Annotated in this window: 12 protein-coding genes; 9 read left to right on the plus strand and 3 right to left on the minus strand. The window is 59.4% G+C overall.

Annotation, left to right across the window (positions count from 1 at the left end; all coding sequences use genetic code 11):
* The first annotated feature begins 74 nt into the window (after window positions 1-74).
* Complete coding sequence (locus tag J7416_RS05690) at window positions 75-2,162, plus strand: ABC transporter ATP-binding protein (RefSeq protein ID WP_209223742.1); 2,088 nt, start codon at window positions 75-77, stop codon at window positions 2,160-2,162.
* 52 nt (window positions 2,163-2,214) lie between these two features.
* On the opposite strand, the gene J7416_RS05695 is transcribed toward J7416_RS05690, so the two are convergent.
* Window positions 2,215-2,793 carry a lytic transglycosylase domain-containing protein gene (locus tag J7416_RS05695; RefSeq protein WP_209223743.1) on the minus strand — a complete coding sequence of 193 codons (579 nt, stop codon included), beginning with the start codon at window positions 2,791-2,793 and terminating at the stop codon, window positions 2,215-2,217.
* Window positions 2,794-3,001: 208 nt separating this feature from the next.
* Here J7416_RS05695 and ssb point away from each other — a divergent pair, with 208 nt between their 5' ends.
* Both ssb and J7416_RS05705 read left to right on the plus strand, forming a co-directional pair.
* Window positions 3,002-3,505, plus strand: a complete 504-nt coding sequence (gene ssb, locus J7416_RS05700; protein WP_209223744.1) for a single-stranded DNA-binding protein — start codon at window positions 3,002-3,004, stop codon at window positions 3,503-3,505.
* Between the two features lie 18 nt (window positions 3,506-3,523).
* The gene (locus J7416_RS05705; RefSeq protein WP_209223745.1) at window positions 3,524-4,594 is read left to right on the plus strand and encodes a site-2 protease family protein; all 1,071 of its coding nucleotides are present in this window, start codon (window positions 3,524-3,526) and stop codon (window positions 4,592-4,594) included.
* On the opposite strand, the gene aroB is transcribed toward J7416_RS05705, so the two are convergent.
* Both aroB and J7416_RS05715 read right to left on the minus strand, forming a co-directional pair.
* Window positions 4,595-5,707, minus strand: coding sequence for a 3-dehydroquinate synthase (aroB, locus tag J7416_RS05710; protein WP_209223746.1), 1,113 nt, complete (start codon window positions 5,705-5,707; stop codon window positions 4,595-4,597).
* The gene (locus J7416_RS05715) at window positions 5,708-6,295 is read right to left on the minus strand and encodes a shikimate kinase (protein ID WP_209223747.1); all 588 of its coding nucleotides are present in this window, start codon (window positions 6,293-6,295) and stop codon (window positions 5,708-5,710) included.
* A gap of 79 nt (window positions 6,296-6,374) precedes the next feature.
* On the opposite strand from J7416_RS05715, the gene J7416_RS05720 reads away from it, so the two are divergent.
* The 6 genes from J7416_RS05720 (at window position 6,375) to J7416_RS05745 (ending at window position 13,585) form a co-directional block, all read left to right on the plus strand.
* The gene (locus J7416_RS05720) at window positions 6,375-6,524 is read left to right on the plus strand and encodes a hypothetical protein (RefSeq protein ID WP_209223748.1); all 150 of its coding nucleotides are present in this window, start codon (window positions 6,375-6,377) and stop codon (window positions 6,522-6,524) included.
* Window positions 6,514-8,037, plus strand: a complete 1,524-nt coding sequence (locus J7416_RS05725; RefSeq protein ID WP_209223749.1) for a hypothetical protein — start codon at window positions 6,514-6,516, stop codon at window positions 8,035-8,037. The genes J7416_RS05720 and J7416_RS05725 overlap by 11 nt, the downstream gene beginning before the upstream one ends.
* A gap of 2 nt (window positions 8,038-8,039) precedes the next feature.
* Complete coding sequence (locus J7416_RS05730; RefSeq protein WP_209223750.1) at window positions 8,040-8,993, plus strand: tyrosine recombinase; 954 nt, start codon at window positions 8,040-8,042, stop codon at window positions 8,991-8,993.
* A 63-nt stretch (window positions 8,994-9,056) separates the two neighbouring features.
* Window positions 9,057-10,367 carry an HlyC/CorC family transporter gene (locus tag J7416_RS05735; protein ID WP_209223751.1) on the plus strand — a complete coding sequence of 437 codons (1,311 nt, stop codon included), beginning with the start codon at window positions 9,057-9,059 and terminating at the stop codon, window positions 10,365-10,367.
* Between the two features lie 169 nt (window positions 10,368-10,536).
* The gene (locus J7416_RS05740; RefSeq protein ID WP_209223752.1) at window positions 10,537-12,954 is read left to right on the plus strand and encodes an FAD-dependent oxidoreductase; all 2,418 of its coding nucleotides are present in this window, start codon (window positions 10,537-10,539) and stop codon (window positions 12,952-12,954) included.
* Between the two features lie 31 nt (window positions 12,955-12,985).
* A complete protein-coding gene (locus J7416_RS05745; RefSeq protein WP_209223753.1) occupies window positions 12,986-13,585 on the plus strand; it encodes a nucleotidyltransferase family protein in 600 nt (199 codons plus the stop codon).
* The last annotated feature ends 171 nt before the right edge of the window (window positions 13,586-13,756 follow it).

Raw genomic sequence — 13,756 nt, forward strand, 5'->3', positions numbered from 1 at the left:
GCTTTGCCCCCGGACCCCCAGGATATTTTTAGCCAGATGAAGGGGATCCCTGCGATCTGGTGAGGAGATACAAGATGAATAAAATGGCGGACTATGACGGCCCGATCCTGGAGATCGACAAGCTGTCGATTTCATTCTTCACCCGCCTTCGGGAAATTCCAGCCGTTATGGATTTTTCGGTCAGCGTTCAGCCCGGTGAGGCTGTTGGTCTGGTTGGCGAATCCGGATGCGGCAAGTCGACTGTGGCGCTGGGGGTCATGCAAGACCTCGGTAAAAATGGGCGCATCGTTGGTGGAACGATCAAGTTTAAGGGACGCGATCTGTCCGAGATGAGCTCGGATGAACTGCGTGACATTCGCGGCAATGAGATCGCGATGATCTATCAGGAGCCGATGGCGTCGCTGAACCCAGCGATGAAAATCGGCAAACAGCTGATGGAAGTCCCGATGATCCACGAAGGCGTTGGCGCCGAAGAGGCGTATGCCCGCGCGCTGGAGGTGGTTACGGATGTGCGCCTGCCCGACCCAGAACGGATGTTGAATTCCTTCCCGCATCAGCTGTCGGGTGGTCAGCAGCAGCGCATCGTGATCGCGATGGCGCTGATGTCGAAACCCGCTTTGCTGATCCTGGACGAGCCTACTACGGCGCTGGACGTGACGGTTGAGGCCGCTGTGGTCGAGCTGGTCAAGGATCTTGGCAAGAAATACGGCACCTCGATGCTGTTTATCTCGCACAACCTTGGTCTGGTGCTTGAGACCTGCGACCGGCTCTGCGTGATGTATTCCGGCGAGGCGGTCGAGCGCGGCTCGATCCACGACGTGTTCGACGAAATGCAGCATCCATATACACAGGCGCTGTTCCGCTCGATCCCGTTGCCGGGTGCGGACAAGAACGCGCGGCCCTTGGTGGCCATTCCGGGGAACTTTCCGCTGCCTCATGAACGCCCTCCGGGATGTAATTTCGGACCGCGCTGCGATTACTTCGAGGAAGGCCGCTGTGACGCGCAAAACATTCTGATGGAGCCTGTGCCGGGCAATGACCGGCACCATACGCGCTGTCTGAAGTTCAAAGAGATCGACTGGAACGCGCCGATTACGGTCGGCGAGCAAAAGGAAAAAGCCGAGATCGGCCGCACTGTTCTGAAGATGGACAACCTCAAGAAATACTATGAGGTCGCGGCCAATGCCTTGTTCGGAGGCGGTGAGAAGAAAGTGGTGAAGGCCAACGAAACGCTGAGTTTCGAGGCGCATGAGTCCGAAACGCTGGCAATCGTTGGCGAATCCGGTTGTGGCAAGTCCACCTTTGCCAAGGTCCTGATGGGGCTGGAGACGGCCACAGACGGGCAGATTCTGCTGGATAACCGCAATATCGAGGCAGTGCCGATCGAGGAACGCGATGCCAAGACTGTGGGCGAAGTTCAGATGGTCTTCCAGAACCCGTTCGACACGCTGAACCCTTCAATGACCGTTGGTCGGCAGATCATCCGGGCGCTTGAGATCTTTGGCGTCGGCAATTCTGAGGCCGAGCGCAAACAGCGGATGCTGGAGTTGCTGGATCTGGTGAAACTGCCGCGTGCCTTTGCGGACCGAATGCCGCGCCAGCTGTCTGGTGGACAGAAACAGCGTGTCGGCATTGCCCGCGCCTTTGCCGGGGATGCCCGAATCGTGGTTGCAGACGAACCGGTCTCGGCGCTGGATGTGTCCGTTCAGGCGGCCGTGACCGACCTTCTGATGGAGATTCAGCGCGAACACAAAACAACCCTTCTGTTCATCAGCCACGACCTGTCGATTGTACGCTATCTCAGCGACCGGGTGATGGTGATGTATCTGGGCCATGTGGTCGAGCTTGGCACCACCGATCAGGTCTTTGCGCCGCCCTATCACCCTTATACCGAGGCGTTGCTGAGTGCGGTCCCCATTGCGGATACATCGATCGAAAAGGAACACATCGTTCTCGAAGGCGATATTCCGTCGGCTATGAACCCCCCTTCGGGTTGCCCGTTCCAGACACGCTGCCGCTGGAAATCCGAAGTTCCGGGTGGGCTGTGTGAGAAAGACGTGCCGCCGGTCAAAACGCTTGCGGATGGGCATCAGGTCAAATGCCATCTGTCCGAAGAGATCCTGGCCCGCATGGAGCCGGTCATTAAGATCGCAGCAGAGTAAAACTGAAAAAACCGGCCTCTGGGCCGGTTTTTTTTCGGTGGTGCTGAGCGGGTCATCCGCCCCAGATCACCTTCACGTAGTTCTGGGTTTCCTTGTACGGCGGCACACCGCCGTGCTTTTCAACAGCTTTCGGACCCGCGTTGTAAGCTGCCAGCGCAAGACGCCAGGATTTGAACTTGCGGTACTGCCAGGACAGATACCGCGCCCCGCCTTCAAGGTTTTGCTTGGGGTCATGCGGGTTCACGCCCAGCAGACGCGCGGTGCCGGGCATCAACTGTGCCAGACCCAAGGCGCCCTTGTGCGAGACCGCACGAGGATTCCAACCGCTTTCCTGTTGAACCAGTCTCAGAAAAAGCTCTTCGGGCACTTTGTGTTTCCGGGCTGCCTCACGCGCGAGGTTTAGGTACTGGCCACGGTATTTTCCCGTATAGCGCTTACTGAACTGCGGCTGTGCGGTTTTGGGCTTTAGGCGCGAGGAATCGCGGTATTGGGTCGCTGCGCGCGTGTCCAGGATCTTGGATTGCTTGAGAAAGATGTCCTTGCGGCTTTTGGTAGACAAGGTGTCAGCCGCTGCCGGAATTGAGACCAACGAAAGACTCAGAACAGAAAAACAACCAACCAGAAAACGCATTAAAGACAATCCCGCTCGTTCTCGAACCCGACTGATTATAGATATTTCAGGAAAAAATGAAAGCTTGGTGAACAAAACCCGCGCGAATTCTTGCCCGGTGTTGCACTCATCAACTGTGTTTTAACCATGACGCAGGCCGTATAGGGTCGCAAAGATACAAGGGCGCCAGATTCGGGCGCACGCCAGTCAGACAAGAACGGGGAAATACATGGCAGGTTCAGTTAACAAGGTCATTCTGGTCGGAAATCTCGGCCGCGATCCCGAGGTTCGGTCGTTCCAGAACGGTGGCAAGGTTTGCAATCTGCGCATCGCCACATCCGAGAACTGGAAAGACCGCAACACCGGTGAGCGTCGTGAACGGACCGAGTGGCACTCGGTCGCGATCTTCTCGGAGCCATTGGCGCGGATTGCTGAACAATACCTGCGTAAAGGCAGTAAAGTTTACATTGAAGGTCAACTGGAAACCCGCAAATGGCAGGACCAGTCCGGTCAGGACCGCTATAGCACCGAGGTCGTTCTTCGCCCCTATCGTGGTGAACTGACCCTGCTGGACAGCCGCGGCGAAGGCGGCGGTGGCGGTTATGGTGGTGGCCAGTCCGGTGGTTATGGCGGAGGTCAGGCGGGCGGCGGCTATGGCGACCCTTATGGCGGACAGTCCAGCGCCCCTGCCCCTGCATCCGGCGGAATCGACGACGACGAGATACCGTTCTAAGCAAAACGGAGACACGAGATGACATGGTCCTTCTCACTCGGCCGCCTGCTCGGGTCGGAACTGAGGGTCCATGTCACCTTTTTCCTGCTGTTGGCCTGGGTTGGCTTTGCCGCCTATTCCAACGGCGGAATGCCTGCCGCGATCGAGAATCTGATCTTTGTGCTGGCGCTGTTTGCCTGCGTCGTTGCGCATGAGTTCGGCCACGCACTGGCGGCGCGGCGATACGGCATCAAAACCCCCGATATAACCCTTCTCCCGATCGGCGGCCTCGCCAGGTTGGAGCGGATGCCCGAAAAGCCCATGCAAGAGGTTTGGGTGGCTTTGGCTGGCCCTGCGGTCAACGTGGTGATCTTCATCATTCTGATGGTTTTGGGTGCTGGGATGCCACTGGCCGATATGGCCCGGATCGACTTGACCAGCGCCGGGTTGCTGAACCGGTTGGCCTACGTGAACCTTCTGCTTGCGGCGTTCAACATGATCCCGGCCTTCCCGATGGATGGTGGCAGGGTGTTCCGGGCATTGCTGTGCCTGCGCATGGACCGGGTCAAAGCCACACGCGTGGCCGCTCTGGCGGGTCAGATGGTGGCGGTCGCGTTCGGTTTCCTTGGTCTTAGCACTGGAAACCCCTTACTGGTACTGATCGCCGTTTTCGTTTTCGTCGCAGCCAATGCCGAAAGTCAGGACGTGGCCATGCGCTCGGTTGCGCGGCGCGTACTGGCGCGCGATGCGATGATTACCGAGTTCCACGCCCTGTCCCCGACCGACACGCTGGCCACTGCGGCGCAGGCCGTGATCCACACCACGCAGCATGAATTCCCTGTGTTGGGCGCGGATGGCACGCTTCTGGGCTTTGTGGCGCGCGGCAGGCTGTTCAACGCTCTGGCGCAAGAGACCCCGCGATCTGATCTGGCAACCACGATCATGGAGACCGACATACCGCGCGTCGAACTGACCAGCGGCCTTGAGATGGTACTGGAACAGTTGCACAAGGGCGCACCCGCCGTCGCTGTCTGCACCCAAGCCGGGCATATGGTGGGCTACATCACCCGTGAGAACATCGGTGAGTTGATGGTGATCAGAGGACGCTGATCAGACGGTCGCTAACGCATCCTCAAGAACCGACAGCACGGCCTCACGCGGGACGTCCGAGGTGACAAAGGCTTGCCCGATGCCTCGCGCCAGGATGAACCGCAATTGCCCGTCGATGACTTTCTTATCCTGGGCCATCAAGTCGACCAGAGCCCCAGCCCCTGGCAGATCGCCCGGGATGTCGGCCAGATCGGTCTTCATTCCCATCGCACGCAAATGCGCCCTCACGCGGCTTGGATCTTCCTGCGAACACAGCCCCAGACGCGAAGACAGCTCGAACGCCAACGCACAACCAATGGCAACGCCCTCACCGTGCAGCAGCCGGTCCGAATACCCGGTGGCAGCCTCAAGCGCGTGGCAGAACGTATGACCCAGATTCAAAAGCGCTCGGTCGCCCTGCTCGGTCTCGTCCCGCGCCACGATATCAGCCTTCATCTGGACCGAACGCGTCACCGCGCGCACCCGCGCCGCCATATCCCCGCCCGAAACGTCCGGACCGTTGGCTTCAAGCCACTCAAAGAATTCGGCGTCGCCCAGCAGGCCGTATTTGACCACCTCACCGTAGCCGGACAGAAAATCCCGTTGGGTCATCGTACCCAGAACCGCTGTATCCGCCAAAACGAGTGAGGGTTGGTGGAACGCCCCGATCAGGTTCTTGCCCTGCGGTGCGTTGATGCCGGTTTTGCCGCCGACCGAGCTGTCGACTTGCGCCAGCAACGACGTTGGTATTTGGACGAACCGTACACCGCGTCGCAGGACGGCCGCTGCAAACCCGGCCAGGTCACCAATGACGCCGCCGCCCAAGGCGATCACCACGTCGCGGCGTTCGACCTTTTCGGCCAGCAGCCATTCGACCGCGCGTTCGAAATGCGGCCAGCTTTTGGTGGCCTCGCCCGCGGGCAAGGCCAGCGCGGTCATCTCGATACCCGACGCGGCAAGCCCATCGCGTAGTGCCTCCAGATGCAAGGCGCCCACGTTTTCATCCGTCAGAACCGCAACCTTGGGCCGGTGCAGCAGGGGCGCAATCAACGTGCCGGACTGGGCCAGCAGATCCGGCCCGATTTCAACATCATACGAGCGGTCGCCCAGCTCTACATGTACGGTTTGGTGCATCTACTTCCGTTCCAATACGTCGGGTCGCGTCAGCAATGCCGCAACAACCCGGTCCACCATATTATCGATCGAGGTTTCGCCGTCGGACTCAGCCGTTAGGTCCGCTTGGGCGTAAACCGGGACGCGGTCTTCGTACAAGGCGCGCAAAGTCGCATAGGGATCGGCGGTGCGCAGCAGCGGCCGCGTGTCTTTGTGCTTAACCCTGTTCCACAGAACGTTCAGGTCCGCGCGCAGCCAGACCGAGACCCCGCGCTCGGTGATCATCTGGCGGTTCTGCTCGGCCAAAAACGCACCTCCGCCTGTGGACAGGATGCCTTTTTCCTCGTCCAGAAGACGTCCGATGACCTGGCTTTCCTTGCTGCGGAAAAACGGCTCGCCATCCCGTTCGAAAATCTCGGGGATGGTCATATTGGCCGCCGATTCGATCTCGGCATCGCTGTCCAGAAAAGGAACCCCCAGCCGAGCGGCCAAAGCACGGCCCACAGCCGTCTTTCCAGCCCCCATCATCCCAACCAAAACGACCGTTTTGTGCAGTTCAAAGACCGCATCCGCGCCCTCGGTGTGGGTGTTATGCTTAATTTCGCTCATTTCACTGTGAATGACGTGATCTTAAGAAAAATGCCAGCTATAACTATGGCAAAAGACAAAATTGGGGCAGCGTTGAGCAATGGGCCGTCTGATCAAGTTCCTGGTATATGTTGTTTGCCTGTGTTTTCTGGGGCTGGTGGGCTATGCCTATCTGGGCCCGATTTTCGGGGTGGATTTTTCGGCCCCGCAAGACGAGATTCGAGAGCCGGTTATCCTGAATGTGGAATAAAGCCGCCCTGGCTGCACTGTTGCTGGCCGGTTCGGCGCACGCGCAACAGAGCCCTTTGTCCGTGATCGACTGGCTCGCGGATCCGCCCAAGAATCTGCCGGGTACTGTGCTGCTTGAACCGCCGGTGACGCAAACGGGCGTTCAGCCGGATATTGAGGTCACACCGCTCGAAGCCCTGTCGCAACCGCTGGGGCTGGTGTCATCGTCGGTCACAGGGCTACCGGTGAACCTTTGGCAAAACAGCGACGCGGATCGGTTGGCAGAGCTGATCGCGCATGTGCCCGTGCGGTACAATCCCGCGATGCAGCGTCTGCTGTTCACTCTGATCCTGTCCGAAGCGCGCGCGCCTGCAGGGTCGGACGCCGAAGAGACCCTTTTGCTTGCTCGCCTGGACCGTTTGATGCAGCTGGGCGCAGCGGACCCGGCGCAGTCCTTGGTTCAATTGGCTGGCCCAACGAATTCGCGTGAGCGGTTCAAGCGCTGGTTTGACGCCACCCTGTTGACAGGGGATGAGGACCGCAGTTGCACCTCGCTGATCGCAAAGCCGCACCTGTCTCAGGACTACGCCGCGCAGATTTTCTGCAAGGCACGGCGCGGCGACTGGGCCTCGGCGGCGCTGACGCTCGAGGCCGCGCATGCGCTGCAAATTCTGCCGCCGGACGAGCTGGATCTGCTGGACCGCTTCCTAAGCCCCGAGCTGTTCGAAGATGCAGAATACCTACCGCAACCTGACGATCCCAGCCCTCTGACCTTTCGTCTGTTCGAGGCTATCGGAGAACGCCTGCCATCGGCCCCTCTGCCCCGCGCCTTTGCAAATGCCGACCTGCGGGATGTGGCAGGCTGGAAAGCGCAAATCGAAGCTGCGGAGCGCCTGACCAGGATTGGAGCATTGACGCCCAACCAATTGCTGGGGCTGTATACCGAGCGCTCTCCGGCGGCGTCCGGCGCGGTGTGGGACAGAGTTTCGGCGGTTCAACGGTTTGAGGCCGCGCTGGAGTCCCGTGACCCCCAAAAAATCGCTAAGGCGCTCACTTCGGTCTGGTCGCAAATGCGTTCGGTCGGATTGGAAGTCCCGTTTGCCGAACTGTTCGCAGAACGTTTGTCTCAGGTTGAACTAACGGATCTCACAGCTGAGAAGCTGCGCTGGCGTATCCTTTTGCTGTCCGAGCTTTACGAAACCGCGGCCCTCTCGGTTCCGGATGAATCGGATGAAAGCCAATTCCTCGCCGCCCTTGCACAGGGCGATCCGGGTCGCGCACGCTCGCCCTCGCCTTTGGCGGATGCGGTCGCTCAGGGGTTTGCCTGGGCCGCCCCGATCCCGTCGAACATTGAGGTTATGCTGGACAATGACCAGTTGGGCGAGGCGATATTGGAAACGATGGAGCGGTTTGCCCACGGATCACGGGGAAACCTTGTTGATCTGACTGCAGCGATCGCAACGTTGCGCCGGGTGGGCCTTGAGGATACAGCCCGCCGCGCTGCGTTGAATGTTCTGATTCTGCAGGACAAATAGCAATGATAGCCCCCGCAACCCAAGAGCTGTGGATTTCGACCTTTTTGCAGGCGCAGGCCGCAGAACTGGGCGCAGCGACCAATACGCAGCTGGCTTATGGGCGCGATCTGAAAGAGTTTTCGGACTGGCTGGATCGTCGCAAGTCAAGGTTCTCCGACGTCCAACGCGACCAGATCGAACAATATCTGATCGACTGCGACGCACAGGGTTTGTCCCGCTCAACCCGCGCGCGCCGGTTGTCCGCGATCAAGCAACTCTATCGGTTCGCCTTCGAAGAAGGCTGGCTGGAAACCAACCCCGCCATTCAGATTAAAGGACCGGGCCGACAAAAACGCCTGCCCAAAACGCTGGACGTTTTCGAGGTGGACCGCCTGCTGGACGCCGCGCGCCGCATTGGCCGCAAAAAATCGGACCGCGTGCGCAACACCTGCCTGATGGAGGTTCTCTACGCCACCGGCATGCGTGTGACCGAACTGGTATCGCTGCCAGTCTCCTCGGCCCGTGGTGATCCCCGGATGCTGTTGGTTCTGGGAAAGGGCGGCAAAGAACGGATGGTGCCCCTGTCGCCACCCGCACGCGATGCCTTGGCGGCATGGTTGCATGTCAGGGATGAGGCCGAAGACAAGCTGGTAGCAGATGGTGGTCAACGCTCCAGATTTCTGTTTCCGTCTCGCGGTAAATCCGGGCACCTGACTCGACACAGGTTTTTTCTGCTGGTCAAGGAACTGGCTGTCGAAGGCGGCGTTTCACCTGAAAAAGTAACGCCCCATACCCTGCGCCACGCCTTTGCCACGCATCTGCTGGCCAACGGTGCTGATCTGAGGTCGATTCAGACGCTGTTGGGACACGCAGATGTCGCAACCACCGAAATCTACACCCATGTTTTGGACGAACGCCTGTCAGAGCTTGTGTTGCAGCATCACCCGCTGGCGAAAGACGACGACAACAAGGGCTAACCCCTTGATCCGCTGCATACGCGACCCCATAACGGTTGCAGTAACACGAACAACCAAGGACCGATGGAACCCTCTTCTGCTTCTCTGATCGACGGCGCATTCTGGTTTACCTCAGGCGCCATTCTGTTTTTGCTTGTCCTGTCGGGCTTTTTTTCGGGTTCTGAAACGGCTTTGACCGCATCATCGCGCGGGAAACTGCGGGCGCAGGCCGATAAGGGCTCGCGCGGGGCGCAGATCGCGCTGGATATCACCGATGACAATGAACGGCTGATCGGCTCGGTCCTGTTAGGCAACAACCTGGTCAACATCCTTGCCGCATCGCTGGCAACGGCCCTGTTCACGCGCCTGTTCGGCGAAAGCGGCGTGGCGCTTGCCACGCTGGTCATGACCTTGCTGGTTCTGATCTTTGCCGAAGTTCTGCCCAAAACCTATGCAATCACCAATTCCGAAAAGGCGGCCTCGGCCGTTGCTCCGATCATCCGCATCGTTGTGACCGTATTCTCGCCCATCGTGGCCGCCGTGCGGGTGCTGGTGCGCGGCGTTTTGCGTTTGTTTGGCGTTCGGATCGACCCGGACAGCAACATTCTGGCCGTGCGGGAAGAGATTGCGGGTGCGCTGCAACTGGGCCATTCCGAGGGCGTGGTCGAAAAGGAAGACCGCGACCGTATTCTGGGCGCGCTGGATTTGGGCGATCGCGCGGTTGAAGAGATCATGCTGCACCGCTCGAACATCGAGATGATCGATGCGGATGCCCCGCCCGAGGCTATTCTTCAGCAATGCCTGAAAAGCAGTCACACCCGACTGCCTGTATTCAGGGATGAGCAGGAAAACATCGTTGGTGTCGTTCACGCCAAAGACCTCTTCCGCGCGATGTATGCGCACGCTGGCGGTAATGAAGGCGCTGACAGCCGATTGAAAGAGTTCGACATCCTCAAGGTCGCCAACGACCCGTATTTCGTGCCCGAGACGACCACTTTGGACGATCAGATGCGGGAATTCCTGCGGATGCACAGCCACTTTGCGCTGGTCGTGGATGAATACGGATCGCTGCGCGGTCTGATCACGCTCGAAGATATCCTCGAAGAAATCGTCGGCGAAATCGCGGATGAGTTCGACATTGATGAAGAGGTCTCGGTGACCCGTACCGAAGACGGGCAGTTCCTGGTCGAAGGCGCCACGACGATCCGCGACGCGAACCGTGCGATGGACTGGTCCCTGCCCGACGAAGAGGCCAACACCGTTGCCGGTCTGGTCATTCACGAAGCGCAGATGATCCCCATTGTCGGTCAGGTCTTCTCGTTCCATGGCTTCCGCTTTGAGGTGACGAAACGCGAAGGCAACCGGATTACGGAACTCAAAATCCGCCCGCTTTGACCTAGGCGAAAAACAGTAAATAAACCGGTGCTTTAGCGTAAGCGCCGGTTTCTACATCTTTGGATCTGCTCTGCACGCGGATCGCCCTGTGCGACACTTTCTGTCGCTGCTGGTATTGCAATGACCGACCCGCTGTTGAGACTGGCGTCGAAACTATCAGGAGTCGTTCATGAAACTCACCACCCAAGTTGCAGTCATCGGCGGCGGAGTCGTTGGATGTTCGGTTCTCTATCACCTGACCAAACTGGGTTGGTCGGATGTGATGCTGCTGGAGCGGTCCGAACTGACCAGCGGCTCGACCTGGCATGCGGCGGGCGGGTTTCACACGCTGAACGGTGACACCAACATGGCGGCGCTACAGGGCTATACGATCCGCCTGTATAAAGAGCTGGAAGAGATCACCGGCATGTCCTGCGGCCTGCACCATGTGGGCGGTGTGACCTTGGCCGACAATCAGGACCGGTTTGACATGCTGCTGGCGGAACGCGCCAAGCATCGGTTCATGGGGCTTGAGACCGAGATCGTCGGGCCGGAAGAGATCAGAAAAATCGCGCCCATCACCAACACAGACGGCATCATTGGCGCTCTTTACGATCCGCTGGATGGGCATCTTGATCCTTCGGGAACAACCCATGCCTATGCCAAGGCGGCCCGGATGGGCGGTGCAACCATCGAAACCCATTGCATGGTGCGCGAAACAATTCAGCGTAGCGACGGCACCTGGGATGTCGTGACCGATAAGGGCACCATCCATGCAGAGCATATAGTCAACGCAGGCGGCCTGTGGGCGCGTGAAGTAGGCGCAATGGCCGGTGTCTACTTCCCTCTCCACCCGATGGAGCACCAGTATCTGGTCACGGACTCGATCCCTCAGATCGAGGCCATCATCGACGCGGGCGGTGAGCACCCACATGTGATGGACCCCGCCGGCGAAAGCTATTTGCGGCAGGAAGGGCGCGGGCTGTGCATTGGGTTCTACGAACAGCCTTGCAAACCCTGGGCGGTTGACGGCACCCCATGGGAGTTCGGTCATGAACTGCTGCCTGATGACTATGACAAGATCACCGATAGTATCGAATTCGCCTACAAACGCTTCCCCGTTCTGGCAGAGGCTGGCGTTAAATCGGTGATCCACGGGCCGTTCACTTTTGCGCCCGACGGCAACCCTCTGGTCGGGCCGGTTCCGGGCATGCGCAACTATTGGTCGGCCTGCGGTGTGATGGCCGGGTTCAGCCAGGGCGGCGGCGTGGGCCTGACACTGGCGCAGTGGATGATCGAAGGTGAACCCGAGCGCGACGTCTTTGCCATGGATGTTGCTCGGTTTGGAGACTGGATCAGCCCCGGATACACGCGCCCGAAGGTGATCGAGAATTATCAGAAACGGTTCAGCGTCGCCTACCCCAACGAAGAACTGCCCGCCGCGCGCCCAAACCGGACCACCCCGATGTACGACATCTTCAGCGATCTCGGCGCAGTTTGGGGGCAGCAATACGGGCTTGAGGTGCCGAACTATTTTGCCCAAGAGGACGAGCCGGGATACGAGACGCCGTCGTTCCGCCGCTCGGACGCGTTTGACGCCACCGGTCGCGAGGTCCGCGCCGTGCGCAACGGCGTTGGCATCAACGAGGTCCACAATTTCGGCAAGTACCGCATCACCGGCCCCGGCGCGCGCGATTGGCTGGATCGGATCATGGCTGGGCGCATTCCAAAACCGGGGCGGTTGTCTCTGACACCCATGCTGTCACCCAAAGGCAAGCTGATCGGAGACTTCACCGTATCCTGCCTGAGTGAGACCGAGTTCCAGCTGACCGCCTCATACGGCAGCCAAGCGTTCCACATGCGTTGGTTTCTGCATAATCAGGACGACGGCGTCGGGATCGAAAACATCTCCGACCGCTTGAACGGTTTCCAGATCGCTGGGCCCAAGGCGGCCGAAGTGCTGGCAGCCTGTACACGTGCCGATATCTCGGACCTCAAATTCCTGGACGTGCGGCGCATGACCATCGGGATGACAGACTGCATCGTTCAACGGGTCAGCTATACCGGTGATCTGGGGTATGAGATCTACTGTGCCCCCATGGCCCAGCGACAGTTGTGGTGGACCCTGTGGCAGGCCGGTCAACCTCACGGCATGGTGCCATTTGGCATGCGGGCAATGATGAGCCTGCGTCTGGACAAGTTCTTTGGCTCGTGGATGCGCGAATTTTCACCGGACTACACCGCTGCCGAAACCGGTCTGGACCGCTTTGTTTCCTATTCCAAGAACGTGGACTTCATCGGACGCGCCTCCGCCGAACTGGAGCGGGCCGAGGGCACGACACGCACGCTGGTCGCGTTCGAGGTCGAAGCCGAGGATGCTGACGTCAACGCCTATGAACCGATCTGGCTGGACGGTGAGGTTGTCGGGTTCTGTACTTCGGGCGGGTATTCGCACTTTGCCGAAAAGTCGGTGGCCATGGGGTTCTTACCAGTGGACCGCGCGCGTGACGGGCTGGAGGTTGAAATTGAGATTTTGGGCCATATGCGCAAAGCTCGCGTGATCTCAACCCCTCTGTTTGACGTTGATGGCGCGCGCATGCGGGGATGACAAAGGACCGCCTCGGTGGCTAAGTGACGGTATGAGCGACATACCGATTATCCTTCTGGCCGCCGGGCAATCGCGCCGCATGGGCGGGTCCGACAAATTGATGCAGATCGTGGACGGCGTGCCTCTGTTGCGTCGCTCTGCGCTGACGGCGATGCGGGCCGGACCTGTCATTGTGGCGCTGCCACCCGAACCGCATCCGCGTGATGCAGCCGTGGAAGGATTGGACGTGGTCTCCGCGCGTATCCCGAATGCAGAGGAAGGGATGAACGCCAGCCTAAGCGGCGCCTTGGCGCATCTGCCCTCCGACTCGCGGGCCGTTATGGTCTTGCTGGCGGATTTGCCCGAGATCACAGCGGAAGACTTGAACCGCGTTATTGCGGCGGTCGACGAACATCCCGACCACCTGATCTGGCGCGGTGCGACCGAAACGGGCAAGCCCGGCCACCCGGTTGTCTTCGACCAATACCTGTTCGGGACCCTCAGCCGCCTGACCGGAGATACCGGCGCGCAATCGGTTGTACGCGCCCATCAGGATAAGGTTTATCTTCAGCCCTTGCCCGGTCGGAATGCCTTGCTGGATTTGGATACGCCCGAAGACTGGGCAAAGTGGCAAGCAGACAGGTCCGTCTGAGGACCGTCCCCCCAAATAAGAAGCGACCCGATCGTTTCCGACCAGGTCGCTTGCCCAAAACAGGACTACCACTTTTCACCAATCCTGAAAACGCGGCCAAAAATACCTTAAGGCACTCTGGCTATTCCGCCGCCGAACCTAAACAAGACCCCCTCGTTAACATGCCGCTCA

Origin of the sequence: Ruegeria sp. R14_0 (genome assembly GCF_017743975.1) — a bacterium.
GTDB lineage: Bacteria > Pseudomonadota > Alphaproteobacteria > Rhodobacterales > Rhodobacteraceae > Ruegeria.